A 16276-nucleotide genomic window follows, 5' to 3' on the forward strand; every position below is an offset into this window, starting at 1 on the left:
CGGTTGTTTCCGCCGCGGCCACGGCCGCCACGGGAACCGCGCGAGCGGCGGCGGCCGTTGCCCTCGTCGTCGTTGGAGGACGACGAGTGAGCCTCGTTGGAGGCGTTGTTATTCGCCGCAGAAGCCTGCTCGGAGGGAGCCTGGAAAACCGGCGAAGCCGCCTCGTTCGAGGCCGCTTCGTTGGTTTCTGCCGGCGGGCCCGCCTTGCGGGTCACCTTCCGGGCACGTTTTTGGGGTTCAGTCATTCTTAAAGGACTCCAGCCTTTCCATATCTAGGCGCAGAGCAGCAATCTCGTCCTCATTCGCTCCGAGGACCGGAAGACGCGGCTCTCCGCAATCAATGCCCTGCAGTCGCAGGGCCGCTTTTGCCATGGTTGCTCCACCCAGACGCGCCTGTGCGTGAATGAGCGGGGTCAAGATCTCGGCGTTAATCTCGCGCGCACGCGCCAGATCGCCGGCTTCAAACGAAGTATAAAGTTCTGCGAGAGCCTGCGGCGCGGCGTGGCCGACGACGGAGATAAAGCCCGATGCACCTAGGGCGACCCAGGGCAGGTTGAGCGGATCATCGCCGGAGTACCAGGCCAAACCGGTCTCTCGCATGAGTTCGGCGCCAAGTCCAAGGTTGCCCTTGGCGTCCTTGACGGCACGGATGGTGGGTAGCTCCGCCAAGCGACGCAGAGTATCTGCCTCGATGGCGATGCCAGAGCGGCCAGGGATGTCATAGACGCAGATCGGAGTATCCGTTGCATCCGCGATAGCAGCAAAGTGGCGGTAGACGCCCTCCTGGGAGGGCTTGGAGTAGTACGGTGCCACGACGAGGAGACTGTCAACGCCTACCTCAGTGGCGGCGCGTGCCATCTCGATGGACACGGCCGTGTTATTCGTACCGACGCCCGCGCAGATCTTCGCGCGGTCGCCAACCTCGGCCTTGACGGCCTTGAGCAGGTCTACCTTCTCCGCCGGCGTCGTCGTCGGCGATTCGCCCGTCGTTCCTGAGATGACCAGCTGGTCAATCCCGCTATCGACGAGATGAGCGGCAAGGCGTCGCGCGCCCGGCAGATCGAGGTTGCCATCCCCGTCAAACGGGGTGACCATAGCAACTCCGACGCGTCCGAACGTCTCAACGCCATTCTTTGCTGTCATACCTGTGCTCATGGGGTACAAGGTTACCCGCTCATGGCCCTCATGTGGACATCGGGCCGCGAGTGGCGTCTAAATCCGATCCGCCAGCCCACGCTCACGCGAACGGGCTCGACGCCATCTCCGTCCCATCCGGCAGCTGCGTGATGTGGAAGTCGTCAAAGAGCGTCGGCGCCTGCTCGCGCAGAATCTTCAGGCATTCCACTGCAACGGCCCGCAGCTCCGAGTCAGCATGCTCCGTCGCCCGCGCGCCAATAAACTGGCGCCATGCCCGGTAATTGCCGGTGACCACAATCCGCGACTCAGTCGCGTTAGGCAGCACCGCGCGCGCGGCTTGGCGGGCCTGTTTCTTACGCAGCAACGCATTGGGCTCGTCCTCGAGCTTGTCCTCGAGCGCGCGCAGCAGCTCCTCGTAGACGAAGCGCGTTTCGTCCACGGCCTGCAGCATCAACCGCGTGAGCTCCGGATCCGCTGCCACCAAGTTCGGCAGCACAACCTCCGCTTCCTCCGAGTGGACGAAGCGCTGGCTCAACTGGCTAAACGAGAAGTGACGGTGGCGCACCAGCTCGTGCGAGGCCGAACGCGAAATGCCCCGGATGTAGAGCGTCGCCGTGGCGTGCTCGAGCAACGCATCGTGGCCGACCTCCATGATGTGGTGAAGGTACGTCTCGTTTGTCGCCGTGCGCGGATTGGGCTTATCGAAGGACTCGTAACATGCGCGTCCCGCGAACTCGACCAACGCCTCCGCGTCCGTGGCGGAGTCATCCGGCGCCCAGGACACATCGGCTGGCGCGTGGAATGCCGTGGCCGCGATGAGCTGGACGTCGAGCTTCTTTTCTTTCGCCATTACAGATCCAGGTAGTTATCGAGGCCCACCACGAGACCCGGGTGCTCCGCGATATTGCGCACGCCCACGAGCACGCCCGGGGTAAACGAGGAACGGTCGTAGGAATCCTGGCGGATGGTGAGCGACTGGCCCTGGGCACCGAAGATGACTTCCTCATGCGCGACCATGCCACGCATGCGCACCGCATGCACCGGCACGCCGTCGACGTCCGCACCGCGGGCGCCCTCCAAGGACTGCTCCGTAGCGTCCGGCATGGCGCCCAACCCGGCCTCCTTGCGTGCCGCAGCAATGCCCTGCGCGGTGTGGATGGCCGTGCCCGACGGTGCGTCGAGCTTCGTCGGGTGGTGGAACTCGATGACCTCGGCGGTCTCGAAGAACTTCGCAGCCTGCTTTGCCAGCGTCATGGTAAGCACGGCCGAAATGGCGAAGTTCGGCGCGATGAGCACGTGACCCGCCCCCTCGGCCTTAGTCCACTCCTCCACCTTGGCCAAACGCTCAGCATCAAAACCAGTCGTACCAACCACGGCGTGGATGCCATGCTCGACCACGAACTTGAGGTTATCCATCACCACGCCCGGCTGCGTGAAGTCCACGACAACCTCCGCGCCGTTATCCACGAGCTCCTGCAGCGGGGTGTCGCGGTCAATCTCCGCCACGAGCTCCAGGTCGTCCGCTGCGTTCACACCCTCTACGATGGCTTGCCCGACGCGCCCCTTCGCGCCCAAAACCCCGACCTTGATTGTCATGTGCGACCTCCATACAACGCATTACGGCTACTTTTACTCGTTTCGCCATCCTACTCGTCTCGCACGCGCTCGCTTTTATAACGCCACCAGTCCCACCGCGAGGGCGCCACCGACCGCCCCAGCAAAAGCTAAAGGGACAAACCGGAGCACGAACCGGCGACCCCACACGCCCCATTGCAGGGCCACCAGCTTGAGATCCACCATCGGTCCCACTGTGAGAAACACCAGTTGCGCAACCGGACTGACTCCCACGAACGAGGCTGCAATGAAAGCATCCGCCTCAGAGCACACGCTCATGATGATGGCCAGCATCGCCATCGCAGCAATCGCCAGGAGGGGTTGGCCTGCCAGCGTTTCCAGCCACTGTGCGGGTAGGAGCACCTTCAATGTCGCTGCGATCATCGCGCCGAGCACGAGGCATCCACCCGCGGAAGCGAAGTCGTCCACGATGTGTCCCGCAACGTGCCGCCATCGGTGCTCGCCTGGGACACGGTGATGCTCATGGCTGCCATGACGGGAGTTTTCGGCGACTGTAACGCCCACGCGTTGCCATGCCTGGCCCACGATGCTCGCCGCAACCAGGCCCGCTGCGAGACGCGCCCACGCCATCGCAGGCGCATCGGGGAAAGCTACGGCCGTCGCGACGAGCACCACAGGGTTGATAGCGGGGCTGGCCAGCATAAACGCCAAGGCTCCACTCGCAGGCACGCCCCGGCGCATGAGCGTTGCGGCCACTGGCACCGCGGAACACTCGCAGCCAGGCAAGATAACCCCGGCCGCGGCCATCCCCGGCACCCCAGCGCGCCCGGCGCGCAGGAATACCGAATCCGGGACAAGCACAGCCAGCACCGCAGAAACAACCACGCCCGCAACAAGGAACGGTGCGGCTTGGAAGACAATGGCGACCAGAAGCGTGGCCCAAGCGTCGAGCGCGCCGTGCAGACGTAACGGTCCCCCAACCCCAAGCTGCAAAGCCACGCCTAGGGCACAAATGACGACAGACCAGACGCCGATCTGCCGCAGGCGCGCGCTAGTTTCAACAAGCTCCGGATCAACGTGGTGCGGGACTCTAGTGCTCATACGGATCCTCCGGCACCCCAATAGCGGAGATGTCGCGAGAAGCTGCCACGGCTAGCACCGGTTCTTGGCCCGGACTCACTGCGCCGGTCACCTCATACCAGGCGTCCTCGCTCAGCGCGGCGTTGGTATCCAGCCGCACCGAATAGGCCATGGCATCGGCCGCACAGCAAGAAATGGTGAAGCGGGTCAGGCGCCATCCGTCCTCCGCACGCACGGCGAACCCGCGCACCGTTACCTTTTTGCCAGCAATGTTCTCCGGCTCCAAGTGTGCGCGCACGTTCAACTCACGGATTCCCGCGGTCTCCCCCAGCGGAGCGAACGCAGATTTCCCGCGCAACTCTGAGGCCGCAGGCTGCCGGGCGCCTGCGTGATTCTGAGCGACCGTCGAGCCCAACTGATGCGGCTGCGCGAGCCACACCAGCGCCAGAGGAACGAGCAACAACCATGCCATGCGCGGCACGGGCCGATCCGCCCGCGCAACTATCGCCGCTCCGAAAAGCACCACACCGGCTGCAATGAGGAGCCAGCTAAACCGTGGCGCAAGGTAACGGGCCACGTCTCCGACTGCGACCAGCCACACCAGCCCTAGAGCGAACACGCCCACGAGCACCACGCCACATTGCCGCACTCGCACCTCACCCATACTTCTACGCCGTTATTGAAACCGCCCTACTATAACCCGCTTTCCGCCTAGACTGGAAGACATGAGTACCACACGCCACTTCCGTTACTCCGCTCTCCTCGCGCTGCCGTTAATCGTGGCTGGCTGCTCAAGCACCGAGCCTTCCGATGCCCCCGCCTCCTCCCCCGCAGCAACCTCCAGCTCGGGAACCACTAGTGCAGCAACGTCCAGTACCGAATCCAGCGCCCTGGCATCGAGTCCGGAGTCGCCCACCACGAGCACCGATCCCGAAGACACCGCCGGTTCCGCACCCGCCGGTTTCCTCGGCACCCCGTCGCTCGCGGACCAGCCGCTCACGCAAGCCGAAGGCGCCGAACTCGTCCCCGTCGCCGTGCGCGTCGGCTCGCACGAGGGCTACGACCGCGTCGTCATCGAATTCACCGGCCCCGGAAAGCCTGGCTGGTACACGCAGTACACCAACTCCCCCGCAGCCCAGGCCTCCGGCAAGCCCGTCGCCTACGACGGGGCCACCGCCCTCGTCCTCGGTATCGAAGGCACCCCGTGGCCGTCTACGCCGCAGCTCCAGCAGCAGTACGCCGAGTTCACCACCTACCCCGGCGCAGGCGCCGTCACCGGAGTCAACTTCGTCAACGCCTTTGAGGCGCAGTCTCAATTCGTCATCGGCCTCGACCGCCAGCTGCCCTACTCCGTGACCTTCCTCGAGGGCCCGCCGCGCGTCGTCGTCGACTTCCAGACCTCCTAGCCCCGCGCGCCTGGATTTCAGAACAACAAAGCCCCAGATTTTGCGAGATCTGGGGCCTTCGTTGTCCTGAAAACCGCGAACGGCCCGCACGGAACGAATCCGTGCGGGCCGTGTGAGCGTCAAGCGCTCATCCGATGAGGACTAGTCCTCCTCGACCGGGACGAGGGAGATCTTGCCGCGGTTGTCGATGTCCGCGATCTCGACCTGAATCTTGTCGCCGACATTGACGACGTCCTCGACGCGCTCGATGCGCTCGTCGCCGCCCAGCTTGGAGATGTGGATAAGACCGTCGCGGCCCGGCGTGAGCGAGACGAAAGCACCGAAGGCGACCGTCTTCACGACGGTGCCGAGGAAGCGCTCGCCGACCTTGGGAAGCTGCGGGTTGGCGATGGAATTGATGCGCTCGATGGCGGCATCGGCAGCCTCGCCCGTGGTGGCGGAGACGTACACGGTGCCGTCTTCTTCGATGGAGACGTCCGCGCCGGTTTCCTCAGTGATGGCGTTGATGGTCTTGCCCTTCGGGCCGATGAGCTCGCCAATCTTGTTCATCGGGATCTTCACGGACGTGATCTTCGGGGCCAGGCCGGACATCTCGTCCGGACCCTCGATGACCTCAGCCATGGTGTCCAGGATGGTGGCGCGGGCATCACGTGCCTGTTCCAGAGCCTGCGCCAGGACCTTAGACGGAATGCCGTCCAGCTTGGTGTCGAGCTGCAGCGCGGTAATGAACTCGGAGGTACCGGCGACCTTGAAGTCCATGTCGCCGAATGCATCCTCGGCGCCGAGGATATCGGTGAGCGCGACGAACTTCTCCTTGCCGTCGACCTCGCCGGAGACGAGGCCCATGGCAATACCGGCGACCGGAGCCTTGAGCGGCACGCCCGCGTTGTACAGGGACAGCGTAGAGGCACAGACAGACCCCATGGAGGTCGAACCGTTGGAGCCGAGAGCCTCAGAGACCTGGCGGATGGCGTACGGGAAGTCCTCACGGGACGGGATAACCGGGAGCAGGGCGCGCTCGGCAAGCGCACCGTGGCCGATCTCGCGGCGCTTCGGGGAGCCGACGCGGCCGGTCTCACCGGTGGAGTACGGCGGGAAGTTGTAGTGGTGGATGTAGCGCTTGGAATCGACCGGGGTGAGCGAGTCGATTTGCTGCTCCATCTTGAGCATGTCCAGGGTGGTCACACCGAGGATCTGGGTCTCACCGCGCTCGAAGAGCGAGGAACCGTGGGCGCGCGGAACGAGGTCGACCTCGACGCCCAGGTCGCGGATGTCGGTGACACCGCGGCCGTCGATACGGAAACCCTCAGCCAGAATCTTGGAACGGACGATCTGCTTCATCACGGCGTTATACGCAGCGCGAATCTGCTTGGAGGCATCCTCCAACTCCGCGAAGCGGTCGAGGAGATCCTCCTCGATGTCTTCCATGTACTCGTTGGTCGCGTCGTCGCGGTCCTGCTTGCCTGGGATGGTGAGCAGCTCGCCCAGCTTCTTGGAGGCCTTCTTTTCCACGGCCTTGAACACGTCATCGGTGTACGGCGGGAAGAGCGGGAACTCCTGGGTTTCCTTTGCGGCGCGCTCGGCCAGGCCAGCCTGTGCCTCACACAGCGTGCGGATGAACGGCTTAGCGGCCTCGAGGCCCTCGGCCACGGTGGACTCCTGCGGTGCCGGGGCACCGTCCTTGATGCGCTCGGCGACGTTCTCGCCAGCACCTGCCTCGACCATCATGATGGCGACGTCGTCCTTGCGGCCCTTCTTCACGATGCGGCCGGCGACGACCATCTCGAAGAGAGCTCGCTCGTGCTGCTCGGCGTTCGGGAAGGCGACCCACTGGCCCTTCGGGTGCTTATCATCGGCGATGAGCGCCATGCGTACGCCGCCCACGGCGCCGGAGACCGGCAGGCCGGAGAGCTGCGTCGCAGCAGACGCGCCGTTGATGGCGACGACGTCGTAGTACTCGTCCGGGTCCATGGACATGACGGTGATGACGACCTGGACCTCGTTGCGCAGGCCCTTGACGAAGGTCGGGCGCAGCGGGCGGTCGATAAGGCGGCAGGCCAGGATGGCCTCGGTGGAGGGACGACCCTCGCGGCGGAAGAAGGAGCCCGGGATCTTGCCCGCGGCGTACATGCGCTCCTCGACGTCGACCGTCAGCGGGAAGAAGTCAAAGCCCTCGCGCGGCTGGTTCGACGCGGTGGTCGTGGCCAGCAGCATGGTGTCGTCATCCAGGTAAGTGGTGACGGAGCCGTCCGCCTGACGGGCCAGCTGGCCGGTCTCGAAGCGGATGGTGCGGGTACCGAAGTCCCCATTGTCGATGGTGGCAATCGCCTCGGTGATGCCAAATTCCTCATCAACGTTAAATTCAACAGCGTTCTTAGCGCTCAAAGTTTTCTACTCCTTGTAGCCCGGCGATCATCGGTGCCGCCGGTTGAAAAATCGTTGGGTTTTCTACAACGAGTAGCGATTTTAGCAGCTTTCCTGGGAGTATGTCGAACATCACGCTCCCTGACTCGCGATACAGGCTTAGGCTTAAACCATGGTCATGTTCGTGTTGTGGTCGCTGCCCACGCTGGTGTTTCTTCTTCTCCGGCGCCAGCCCGTGACCGTCGGACTCGGGCGGCCGCAGGCGCACGGCTGGACGTGGGCCGGCATCCTGCTGCTCGTGTTGCTGATGCTGAGCTACCTCGTGTTGTTGCCTGTGCCGGCGGAGGTTGTCGCCCAGACCACGACTGCAACAACGGCAATGGGATTCCTCGCGATGGCGCTGCGCGCGGTGGGCGAAGAAATCTTCTTCCGCGGTTTCCTACAAGGAATTATCACCCAACGCTGGAATGCCGGCGCGGGAATTACAGTGCAGGGTCTCCTCTTCGGCCTCATCCACCTACCGCTGGCCATGATGGATGTCGCCCTCATCCCGCTCTTTGTTGTGCAGATTGCCACCGGCTTCGCCCAGGGTTGGCTGCGCGAGAAAAGCGCTTCTTTATGGCCCGGCGCCGCCGTGCACGCTGCCATCAACATCCTCACGGCAATGCTCCTCGTGTAGCCCACGCGCGGGACTAGGCGAACGGGTCGCGCCCTCCCAGCTTCATGTCGAAGCGCGCATAGTCCTCAAGCGACGCAAAGTGGCGCGCATAGAGGTCCACGTCTCCCTCGACCGTGCCGTAGAGTGCGGGCGCGACATCCACGATGTGGCGCATGACGATCGTGGGATGCTCTGCCGATTCTTGGCTACGCGCCAGCGCCATGACCTTCGCGCGCGCCTCATCGTCGTCTGTGGCACGGACGAGGACAATATCTTCGCGGAAATACGACGGCGCGCTGGGCTCTACCGATTCAAGTTCAAAAACGACAATGCCGATATACGGTTCCATGGTGCCAAGCTACCGTCTCAGGGGCCGCGATACCTGCTTCGTGATCACGACGGCCCTAGAAAGCAACACACCCCGTCCGAAGACGGGGTGTGAAAGCAACCGGAAGGCTTAGCGACGCAGGCCCAGGCGGGCGATCAGGTCACGGTAGCGGTCGATGTTGGTGGCAGCCAGGTACTTCAGCAGGCCACGACGACGACCAACCATCAGCAGCAGACCACGACGGGAGTGGTGATCGTGCTTGTGGGTCTTCAGGTGCTCGGTCAGAGTGTTGATGCGGGAGGTGAGCAGAGCAATCTGCGCCTCCGGAGAGCCAGTGTCGGTCTCGTGCAGGCCGTACTCCTTGAGGATTTCGGCCTTCTTCTCAGTGGTCAATGCCATGAGTATTACTCCTCGTTTTATTTCAGTCCGCATGAAATGTCGCGCCGCGAAAGGCGCGCCTGCAACTGCTGCGAACCGCAGTACACAGACTTCGGAAGATATTACAGGTCAGCGCTGGATTTACCAAAAAGCTCGGCCATACGTGCCATGAGGTCGTCGACGAAGCGGTCGATATCCACACCGACTGCCGCGCGCGAGGTGACCTCCGTGTGGAAGCGGGCCGGGTCTCCCGTGGTGCGGCCTTCGTGAGTGCACATCATGTTGATGGGCAGCCAGTCGATGAGGCTCGGGGTTAAGGCGGTCGCGACGGCGAGCGGATCATGCAGGCCACAGCCGCCCAGCTCCGGCTCAGACTGCGCGTAGGCGTCGATGTAGTAGTCGAACATGTCGGCGTAGATGTCCCCTACCAGGGTTCCACGCCACTGCGCGGTGTGCTTCTTCGTGAGCACGGTGCGCGTCGTGACATCGAGACCCACCATGGACACGTTCGTACCGGTACGCAGCAGGAAGTCCGTTGCCGCGGGGTCTTGGATGACATTGGCCTCGGCCAGCGGCGTGACGTTGCCGGGGACGGTGAGGGCTCCGCCCATAAAGACCACGGGGGCATCGGCAAGCTCGGGTGCCTCACGCATCGCCGCGGCGATGGTGGTCGACGGTCCCGTGGGAATGATGGTGAGATCCGCGCCGTGGGTGCGGTAGGCCTCGATGAGGAAGTCGACCGCATCGGTGGTGATGGTCTGCTCCGGGGCGGCGGGCAAGGCGACGTTGCCCACACCGTTCGAGCCATGAATGAACGAGGATATCTCGAGGACCTCGAAGCCGGGCTTCTGCGGGCCCGGGATGACAGGAATCTCGGGGTGTCCCAGCAGCTCGAGAAGCGCGCGAGAGTTGGCGACACCCTGCTCGACGTCGACATTGCCGTAGGTACCCGTCACCGCCAGTAGCTCGGCCTCGCCACGCTCGTGGGCGGAAATCGCATAAGCCAACGCGAGCGCGTCATCAATACCGGTGTCGAGGTCGAGGATGAGCTTCATCTAGCCCTCCTTGAGGAAGTACTGGTCGGGGGTCCAGCCACGGGCGGCGGCATCGGCAGCCAAGGCAACGCGCGCGGCGGCGACGTCTCGGTGCATATTCTCCAGCAGCTCGTCCACGGAGTTGAACTTCACCATGTCCCGCAGGTGAGCGACGAATTCGACGGTGGCCTCGTGGCCGTAGAGATCAGCCTCGCGGTCGAGCACGAAGGACTCGATGGAGCGCTCCTCGTCGCCGAAGGTGGGGTTCGTACCCACGGAAATCGCGGCGGCGTAGGCGCGGCCCGGTTCCATGTTGCCGTCCACACGCGCGGCGGTCGGGTCGATGGAGAACCAGCCTGCGTAGACGCCGTCAGCAGGCAGCGCGTGCGTATCCGGGAAGTACTGGTTGGCGGTGGGGAAACCAAGCTCCTTGCCACCGCGGCCGGCACCGCGGACGACGGGACCGTTAACACTAAACGCGCGGCCGAGCGCCCAGTTGGCGTGCTCCACGTTGCCGCAGGCAAGCTGAGAGCGCACGTAGGTTGAGCAGATATCCACGTCGTCGTCGCTGAGCAGCGGAATGACGGTGACGTCGAATCCTTGTGTCTTTCCTAACGCAGTGAGCAGTTCCGGCGTGCCGGCGGCGTTCGCGCCGAACGAGAAATTCTGGCCCACGACCACACCGCGGGCGTGGAGGGCGTCGACGAGGAGCCGGTCCACGTACGCCTCTGGGCTCAGGCCGGCGAGTTCTTTGGTGAAGTCGATAACGAGGACGCCGTCGACGCCGTAGCTCTCCAGCAAACGCAGGCGCTCCTCAAGGGTCGTCACGGCCAGCGGCGCGCGCTCCGGCAGGAAGACCGACACGGGATGCGGGTCGAAGGTGACGACGACGGCCGAGCGGCCCTCGGCGTGGGCACGTTCCACGGCGGCATCGATAAGCAGCCGGTGGCCGCGGTGTACGCCGTCGAAAACGCCGATGGTCACGATGCTGCCGTGCGAGCACTCGACCTCGCTGAGTCCATACCAAATATCCACGCGCACCATGTTAGTTCACGCGTGCCCCGTCGCTTAGACTAGCGGACATGACTGATGCACTCGCCACCTCCGGCCTCGTTGTCGTTGACAAGCCCGCGGGCATGACCTCCCACGATGTCGTGGGGCGTCTGCGCAGGTTCTTCCACACGAAGAAGGTGGGCCACGCGGGCACGTTGGATCCCATGGCGACGGGAGTGCTCGTCCTGGGCCTCGAGCGCGGCACGAAGTTCCTCGCGCACATGGTCGCCTCCACGAAGGCCTATGACGCCACCATCCGCCTGGGCCAAGCGACCTCCACGGATGACGCGGAGGGCGAGACCATCTCTTCTGCGGACCCGTCCGCGCTTTCCGATGCCGCCATCACCGACGGCGTCGCCGCGCTCACCGGAGACATCATGCAAAAGCCCGCGGCAGTCTCCGCTATCAAGATCGACGGCAAGCGTGCCTACGAACGCGTCCGCGCCGGCGAAGACGTCGAGATTCCCGCGCGTCCTGTAACGATTTCTCGCTTCGACATCCTGGAGATTCGCCGGGGATCGTTTGTAGACGTCGACGTCCACGTGGAGTGCTCCTCGGGTACGTATATCCGCTCGCTGGCCCGCGACCTCGGCGAAGCACTCGGCGTGGGCGGGCACCTCACGGCCCTGCGGCGAACCGAGGTCGGGCCTTTTACCTTGGCCGACGCACGCACGCTGGAGGAACTGGAAGAATCCCCTACCTTGTCGCTGTCTCTCGACGAGGCGCTGGCGCGCTCCTATCCGGTCCTCGACGTCACGGAAGAAGAAGCGGCGGCGCTGGCCATGGGCAAATGGCTCGAGCCGCGGGGCTTGAAAGGCGTGCACGCGGCCGTGGACCCGTCCGGCAGGTCCGTTGCGCTCATCAAGGAGAAGGGCAAGCGCCTCGCGACGGTCTTCGTGGCGCGGCCGTCGACGCTCTAAGTCGAAGTATGAATGAGTCACGGATTTTCTTGCCGAAAACCCATGACTCATTCACGTTTGAACCCGCACGCGAAGTGTCAGAGGGTATGCGGCACCACGGTCGAGACGATGACGTAGCCGTCGCGGATGACCCAGCGGCCCTCGATGAAAGGCACGGGCGTGGGGCGCGCCAAGATATAGGAGATGAGCGTGCCGTCCGCGCGCAACGAGATTTCCGCTTGGTCGAAGTCGAGCCAGCGCTGCGTCATGGGAAACCACGCCTTGTACGTGGCCTCCTTCGCGCAGAAAAGCAAGCGGTCCGGGCAGGTCACGCCGGCGGCGACGAGCTTGGACATTTGGGGCACCTCGCTGGCCCGGGCGATGGCGTCGAAGACGCCTTCGGGGAGGACATCGGCAGGCTCGGCGTCGATGCCAATCGACCGGACGGAGGAATAGGGTGCCGCAACGGCTGCGCGAAAGCCCTGGGTGTGGGTAATGGAGCCCACGAAACCGTCCGGGAAGAGCGGCATGCCGCGTTCCCCTCTTAAGACGGGCCCCGTCGCGCCGAGCTCGGAGAGGGCTTGGTGGGCGCACCAGCGGGCGTCGCCGAATTCGGCCTTGCGCACGTCCACGGCTTGGCTAACCAGGGTGCGCTCGAGGGGATCGAGGCCGTCATAGTTTAAAAGGTCGGGTTCCGAGGTGCGCACGTAGCAAAAGCGCGCGGAGTCAGGGAAGAGCACGTTATCGATCATGAGCCCATCACCTTGTACGGCCAGACCTGTCCGTCGCGGCTTTGCCATTCGCGCGGGTAGCCCAGGGAAACCTCGGCGTGCGTGACGCCGTCGATCTCCTCGACCACCGGGATGTGGAGGTGACCGTAGATGACCTGCTGCGCGTGGTAGCGCTTCGGCCACGCGCGGGTATGGCGGGTGCCGCACCACAGGGCGACCTCGGGATAGCGCATGCGCTGCGTGGGCTCTTGGACGAGCGGCCAGTGGTTAATGAGAATCGTGGGCCCGTCGATCCGGGACAAGCGCTTAATCGAGTACGCGAGGCGGTCCCAGCACCACGCGCGGATATCAACGAAGGGGGCGATGGCCACCTCGTCGGTCATCATGATGCCCTTCTCCCCCGCCGCGGAGACGGCGTCCTCGGCCGAGACACCCGGCGTGCGGAAGCTGTAATCGTAGAGCGTAAAGAGCGGGACGATGGTCACCCCGTGGAAGACGGGGTACGGGTCCTCTGGCGTAATGACGCCCAGGCGGCGGCAGCCGGCCACGAGCTTGGCGTACTTCGCGCGGCCGCGGAAGCGGTCCTGGCTGCGGGCAAAAAGCTCGTGGTTGCCAGGAACCCAGATGACGGTGGCATAGCGCGACGCCAGCTCGCCGAGGATCTCCAAAATGAGGTCAGTGCGCTCCGCAACATCGCCAGCGACGATGAGCCAATCACTTGGATCGGAAGGCTGCAGCGCCTCGATGCGGGGCCGGTTTGCCTTGGCCGCCGCATGCAGATCGGACACGGCCCATAGGGTTGCCATCTACAGCTCCTTTCTGGCCCACTTCATTGACTTAAAACGATAAATCACGCCCACGGTGCGGAGGGCGATAAACGCCGCGAGTCCGGCCCACACGCCGGTAAGCCCCCAGTCCAGGGCATAGGCGAGGAAAACGCCGGGCAGATACCCCAGGATAACGGAGGCAAGGGTGAGCGTGCGCAGGAAGGCGGCATCGCCCGCGCCGAGCAGCACGCCGTCGAGTGCGAAGAGCACACCACCCGTGATGACCATGGCAACCATGACCCACCACGGTCGCGCAAGCGCGTCGAGCACCGCGGAGTCCTGGGTGAAGATCCGCGGAATGAGGGAGGCACCCACCGCGAAGACGACCGCGAGTGCCACCGCGAAGCCTGCCGAGTAGCCCACAATCCGCTGCCCCACTCGCTTGGCGGAGTGACCAGCGCCGAGGGCCGCACCGATAAGCGTCTGCGCCGCGATGGCGAGCGAGTCGAGGACGAGTGTCAGGAAATTCCACAGCTGCGTCATAATCTGATGCGCGGCCAGGGGCGCCGTGCCGAAGCGTCCCACCACGGCCGTCGCGGAGAGCATCGCCACCTGGAACGCGAGCGACCGCACGATGAGGTCGCGGCCGAGCACCAATTGCTTGCCGATGACCCCTCGGTCCGGGCGCCAGTCCCCCTCATGTTCGCGGTGGAGCTCACGCAGGAAGCACGCGGCGATGATCCCCATGCCCAGCACGGTCGCCGCCGCGGAGCCGAGAACGCCCCAGAAGTGCACGAAGATGGGCACGGCGATGGCACCCGGGATGAGCCCGGCCAGGGTGAACAACAGCGGCTTGCGGGTATCTTGGACGCCGCGCATCCAGCCGTTGCCGGCCATTTCCACGAGGGTAAGCGGGATGGCGAGCGCCGCGAGGCGCAGCCACTCGGCGGCTAGGCGCGCGACTTCCTCGGAGCCCGTCATGAACCTGCCGATGCTCCCGGCGAAGACCCACATGAGGGCCATGAGGATCGCTCCCACGCCCAGGGCCACCCAGGTGGCCTGGACGCCCTCAGCGACGGCGGCCTGGCGGTCGCCACGGCCGTAGAAGCGGGCGGAGCGCGCCGTGGTGCCATAGGACAGGAAAGTCAGCTGGGTGGTGACGACCGATTGCACGGTCGCGGCGGCCCCCAGGGCCGCGAGCGCCGTGGCACCCAAGCGTCCCACGACGGCGGTGTCGAGGAGCAGGTAGAGCGGCATCGCGGCCAGCACGCCCAAGGCGGGCAGGGCTAGGCCGAAAATCCGTCGCGCGGACACTGTCTCCTCGGTCATTCTTCGGCGAGCAGGGTGACGAGCTGGTTGATGATCTCCCCCTCGTCACCGTACGTGGTGTAGCCGGCGGCCGGCACGTGTCCGCCACCCCCGAGGCGGCCGGCGATCTCGGCGCAGTTGACCGTGGACGAGCGCAGGGAGACCGCCCACACGCCGCGGGACTGTTCCTTGAAAACGACGCCAATATCAGAACCGTCGAGCGCGCGGACGAAGTCGACGAGCGACTCCACGGAGCCCTCGGCCGAACCTTCAGCGAGATCGAGCGAGGCGACGAGGATGCCCAGGTGGTGCGGGCCCGCCGGCAAGATGCGCAGGCCAGAGAGCACGCGGCCGACCATCTGCAGGTCATCCGCATTCGTGGAGTCAATGAGGTCCACGGCGATCTGCTTGGTGTCGAGCCCGTATTGCATGTAGCGGTGGGCGTACATGTGCATGGCCGGACGGCCCCAGCGGAAGGAGCCGGTGTCCGTCATCAGGCCGGCGTAGAGGCCGTGCGCGATCTTCGTATCGAGCTGGACGGAGAGCAAGTCGAGCACGCGCGTCAATACGACCGTCGTGGACTCGCACTCATCGAGCACGAGGTTGATGGAGCCAAACCCTTTGTTCGAGGAGTGGTGGTCGATGCACACGAGGTTGTCGACCGTCGCCACGTCGTCTTCGAGCAGACCCGTGCGGTCGATGGCGCCGCAATCCACCGTGACGTAGACGTCATAGTTTTCCGGCAACGAGGAGGCGAGCTGAATGCGCTCGGAGCCCGGAATGGTGAGCAGGTTCTCCGAGACCGGGCGGCGCTGGCCGATGACGATGGTCGACTCCTTGCCCAACTGATCCAGGCCGAGGGCGAGTGCCGAGGCCGAACCGACGGCATCGGCATCCGGGCGCAGGTGTGTGATGATGCAGACGCGCTGCGCCGCCTTGAGGGCGTCAACAACCGCCTGGAATTGTGCTTCAGTTCCGGCCATCTACTCCTCCTCGCCCGACGTCTTGTACGGGTTCGCGTCGCCCGCTGGACGCGCGTTCTCCTTGAGCTTGGCCAGCTCCGCGTCGCGCTGACGAGCGCGCTCAAGCAGCTCCTCCATGTGCGCGGAGGCCTCCGGCACGGCATCGAACTCGAAACTCAGTGTGGGCGTAAAGCGCACGGAGAGCTGATCGCCCACGATCTTGCGCAACTGACCCTTGGCGCGGTGGAGCGCCTCGGCCGCCTGGTCCAGATCCGGCTCGGAGTTCAGGTCCTTGCCACGGACGGTGTAGTACACCGTGGCGTCGTGCAAATCGCCGGTGACGCGGGTGTCCGTGATGGTTACCAACTCGAGACGGCGGTCTTTAATCTGACGCTCGATGGCACTGGCGACGATCTCCTGAATGCGCTTGGCCATACGGGCCGCGCGGGCGTGATCAACCATGGCTACTCCTTCATGCTTACAGCTTGCCGCAGACGCGGCGTTCAACCAACCAAGTCTAGAGGACAAGCCCTCCCTCGCGCACCTAGCGGGGCGGGCACGCGAAAGCCCGCGTTTCCTCAATTCAGGAAACGCGG

General features: G+C 64.6%; 18 protein-coding genes and 1 pseudogene. 3 read left to right on the forward strand and 16 right to left on the reverse strand.

Going from position 1 to position 16276, the window contains the following annotated elements:
* The 6 genes and pseudogenes from BN9444_RS14825 to BN9444_RS10145 all read right to left on the reverse strand — a co-directional run.
* Positions 1 to 245 (reverse strand): annotated as a pseudogene (locus BN9444_RS14825) (ribonuclease J); the annotation flags it as partial.
* Positions 238 to 1155: a 4-hydroxy-tetrahydrodipicolinate synthase gene (gene dapA / locus BN9444_RS10125; RefSeq protein ID WP_068801845.1), complete on the reverse strand. Its 918-nt coding sequence runs from the start codon at positions 1153 to 1155 to the stop codon at positions 238 to 240. The pseudogene BN9444_RS14825 and the gene dapA, both read right to left, overlap by 8 nt.
* Positions 1156 to 1237: 82 nt before the next feature.
* Positions 1238 to 1987 carry an FAD-dependent thymidylate synthase gene (thyX, locus tag BN9444_RS10130; protein ID WP_066486650.1) on the reverse strand — a complete coding sequence of 250 codons (750 nt, stop codon included), beginning with the start codon at positions 1985 to 1987 and terminating at the stop codon, positions 1238 to 1240.
* Positions 1987 to 2733, reverse strand: coding sequence for a 4-hydroxy-tetrahydrodipicolinate reductase (dapB, locus tag BN9444_RS10135; RefSeq protein ID WP_066486652.1), 747 nt, complete (start codon positions 2731 to 2733; stop codon positions 1987 to 1989). The genes thyX and dapB overlap by 1 nt, the downstream gene beginning before the upstream one ends.
* A 75-nt stretch (positions 2734 to 2808) precedes the next feature.
* Positions 2809 to 3813: a permease gene (locus tag BN9444_RS10140; RefSeq protein WP_068801846.1), complete on the reverse strand. Its 1005-nt coding sequence runs from the start codon at positions 3811 to 3813 to the stop codon at positions 2809 to 2811.
* Positions 3803 to 4417: a TIGR03943 family putative permease subunit gene (locus tag BN9444_RS10145; protein ID WP_168162239.1), complete on the reverse strand. Its 615-nt coding sequence runs from the start codon at positions 4415 to 4417 to the stop codon at positions 3803 to 3805. The genes BN9444_RS10140 and BN9444_RS10145 overlap by 11 nt, the downstream gene beginning before the upstream one ends.
* Before the next feature lie 100 nt (positions 4418 to 4517).
* Between BN9444_RS10145 and BN9444_RS10150 the strand changes: the two genes are divergently transcribed.
* Complete coding sequence (locus tag BN9444_RS10150; protein WP_066486663.1) at positions 4518 to 5198, forward strand: AMIN-like domain-containing (lipo)protein; 681 nt, start codon at positions 4518 to 4520, stop codon at positions 5196 to 5198.
* A 141-nt stretch (positions 5199 to 5339) separates the two neighbouring features.
* On the opposite strand, the gene BN9444_RS10155 is transcribed toward BN9444_RS10150, so the two are convergent.
* A complete protein-coding gene (locus BN9444_RS10155; RefSeq protein WP_066509644.1) occupies positions 5340 to 7583 on the reverse strand; it encodes a polyribonucleotide nucleotidyltransferase in 2244 nt (747 codons plus the stop codon).
* 151 nt (positions 7584 to 7734) lie between these two features.
* Here BN9444_RS10155 and BN9444_RS10160 point away from each other — a divergent pair, with 151 nt between their 5' ends.
* Positions 7735 to 8241, forward strand: coding sequence for a CPBP family intramembrane glutamic endopeptidase (locus tag BN9444_RS10160; RefSeq protein ID WP_068801847.1), 507 nt, complete (start codon positions 7735 to 7737; stop codon positions 8239 to 8241).
* A gap of 13 nt (positions 8242 to 8254) precedes the next feature.
* On the opposite strand, the gene BN9444_RS10165 is transcribed toward BN9444_RS10160, so the two are convergent.
* The 4 genes from BN9444_RS10165 to BN9444_RS10180 all read right to left on the reverse strand — a co-directional run bounded on the left by BN9444_RS10165 (position 8255) and on the right by BN9444_RS10180 (position 11004).
* Complete coding sequence (locus BN9444_RS10165) at positions 8255 to 8569, reverse strand: DUF4288 domain-containing protein (RefSeq protein WP_066486671.1); 315 nt, start codon at positions 8567 to 8569, stop codon at positions 8255 to 8257.
* 108 nt (positions 8570 to 8677) lie between these two features.
* Positions 8678 to 8947 (reverse strand): 30S ribosomal protein S15, encoded by a 270-nt coding sequence (gene rpsO, locus BN9444_RS10170; RefSeq protein WP_066486675.1) that lies wholly within the window; start codon positions 8945 to 8947, stop codon positions 8678 to 8680.
* A 101-nt stretch (positions 8948 to 9048) separates the two neighbouring features.
* Positions 9049 to 9981: a nucleoside hydrolase gene (locus tag BN9444_RS10175; RefSeq protein ID WP_066486678.1), complete on the reverse strand. Its 933-nt coding sequence runs from the start codon at positions 9979 to 9981 to the stop codon at positions 9049 to 9051.
* Positions 9982 to 11004 (reverse strand): bifunctional riboflavin kinase/FAD synthetase, encoded by a 1023-nt coding sequence (locus BN9444_RS10180; protein ID WP_068801848.1) that lies wholly within the window; start codon positions 11002 to 11004, stop codon positions 9982 to 9984.
* A gap of 38 nt (positions 11005 to 11042) precedes the next feature.
* Between BN9444_RS10180 and truB the strand changes: the two genes are divergently transcribed.
* Complete coding sequence (gene truB / locus BN9444_RS10185; RefSeq protein ID WP_066509655.1) at positions 11043 to 11933, forward strand: tRNA pseudouridine(55) synthase TruB; 891 nt, start codon at positions 11043 to 11045, stop codon at positions 11931 to 11933.
* Between the two features lie 77 nt (positions 11934 to 12010).
* Here the strand turns inward: truB and BN9444_RS10190 are convergent, their stop codons facing one another.
* Genes BN9444_RS10190 through rbfA form a run of 5 tightly spaced genes read right to left on the reverse strand, consistent with a single transcriptional unit; the run spans position 12011 to position 16142 of the window.
* The gene (locus BN9444_RS10190) at positions 12011 to 12664 is read right to left on the reverse strand and encodes a 4'-phosphopantetheinyl transferase family protein (RefSeq protein ID WP_066486690.1); all 654 of its coding nucleotides are present in this window, start codon (positions 12662 to 12664) and stop codon (positions 12011 to 12013) included.
* Complete coding sequence (locus BN9444_RS14830; RefSeq protein WP_066509656.1) at positions 12661 to 13449, reverse strand: metallophosphoesterase family protein; 789 nt, start codon at positions 13447 to 13449, stop codon at positions 12661 to 12663. The genes BN9444_RS10190 and BN9444_RS14830 overlap by 4 nt, the downstream gene beginning before the upstream one ends.
* The gene (locus tag BN9444_RS14835) at positions 13450 to 14739 is read right to left on the reverse strand and encodes an MATE family efflux transporter (RefSeq protein ID WP_066509664.1); all 1290 of its coding nucleotides are present in this window, start codon (positions 14737 to 14739) and stop codon (positions 13450 to 13452) included.
* Positions 14736 to 15701: a DHH family phosphoesterase gene (locus BN9444_RS10205; protein WP_068801849.1), complete on the reverse strand. Its 966-nt coding sequence runs from the start codon at positions 15699 to 15701 to the stop codon at positions 14736 to 14738. Before BN9444_RS10205 ends, BN9444_RS14835 begins: the two co-directional genes overlap by 4 nt.
* The gene (gene rbfA, locus BN9444_RS10210) at positions 15702 to 16142 is read right to left on the reverse strand and encodes a 30S ribosome-binding factor RbfA (RefSeq protein WP_066486702.1); all 441 of its coding nucleotides are present in this window, start codon (positions 16140 to 16142) and stop codon (positions 15702 to 15704) included.
* Positions 16143 to 16276 lie beyond the last annotated feature (134 nt).

Source organism: Corynebacterium phoceense (genome assembly GCF_900092335.1).
In the GTDB taxonomy this organism is placed as follows: domain Bacteria; phylum Actinomycetota; class Actinomycetes; order Mycobacteriales; family Mycobacteriaceae; genus Corynebacterium; species Corynebacterium phoceense.

Bases quoted from the DNA above. Each gene is read 5' to 3' on its own strand.
- BN9444_RS10190 (WP_066486690.1), bottom strand. From the start codon at position 12,664: ATGATCGATAACGTGCTCTTCCCTGACTCCGCGCGCTTTTGCTACGTG.
- BN9444_RS10180 (WP_068801848.1), bottom strand. From the start codon at position 11,004: ATGGTGCGCGTGGATATTTGGTATGGACTCAGCGAGGTCGAGTGCTCG.
- truB (WP_066509655.1), top strand. From the start codon at position 11,043: ATGACTGATGCACTCGCCACCTCCGGCCTCGTTGTCGTTGACAAGCCC.
- BN9444_RS14835 (WP_066509664.1), bottom strand. From the start codon at position 14,739: ATGACCGAGGAGACAGTGTCCGCGCGACGGATTTTCGGCCTAGCCCTG.
- thyX (WP_066486650.1), bottom strand. From the start codon at position 1,987: ATGGCGAAAGAAAAGAAGCTCGACGTCCAGCTCATCGCGGCCACGGCA.
- BN9444_RS10205 (WP_068801849.1), bottom strand. From the start codon at position 15,701: ATGGCCGGAACTGAAGCACAATTCCAGGCGGTTGTTGACGCCCTCAAG.
- BN9444_RS10160 (WP_068801847.1), top strand. From the start codon at position 7,735: ATGGTCATGTTCGTGTTGTGGTCGCTGCCCACGCTGGTGTTTCTTCTT.
- BN9444_RS10140 (WP_068801846.1), bottom strand. From the start codon at position 3,813: ATGAGCACTAGAGTCCCGCACCACGTTGATCCGGAGCTTGTTGAAACT.
- dapA (WP_068801845.1), bottom strand. From the start codon at position 1,155: ATGAGCACAGGTATGACAGCAAAGAATGGCGTTGAGACGTTCGGACGC.
- rpsO (WP_066486675.1), bottom strand. From the start codon at position 8,947: ATGGCATTGACCACTGAGAAGAAGGCCGAAATCCTCAAGGAGTACGGC.
- BN9444_RS10175 (WP_066486678.1), bottom strand. From the start codon at position 9,981: ATGAAGCTCATCCTCGACCTCGACACCGGTATTGATGACGCGCTCGCG.
- BN9444_RS10165 (WP_066486671.1), bottom strand. From the start codon at position 8,569: ATGGAACCGTATATCGGCATTGTCGTTTTTGAACTTGAATCGGTAGAG.
- BN9444_RS10150 (WP_066486663.1), top strand. From the start codon at position 4,518: ATGAGTACCACACGCCACTTCCGTTACTCCGCTCTCCTCGCGCTGCCG.
- BN9444_RS14830 (WP_066509656.1), bottom strand. From the start codon at position 13,449: ATGGCAACCCTATGGGCCGTGTCCGATCTGCATGCGGCGGCCAAGGCA.
- dapB (WP_066486652.1), bottom strand. From the start codon at position 2,733: ATGACAATCAAGGTCGGGGTTTTGGGCGCGAAGGGGCGCGTCGGGCAA.
- rbfA (WP_066486702.1), bottom strand. From the start codon at position 16,142: ATGGTTGATCACGCCCGCGCGGCCCGTATGGCCAAGCGCATTCAGGAG.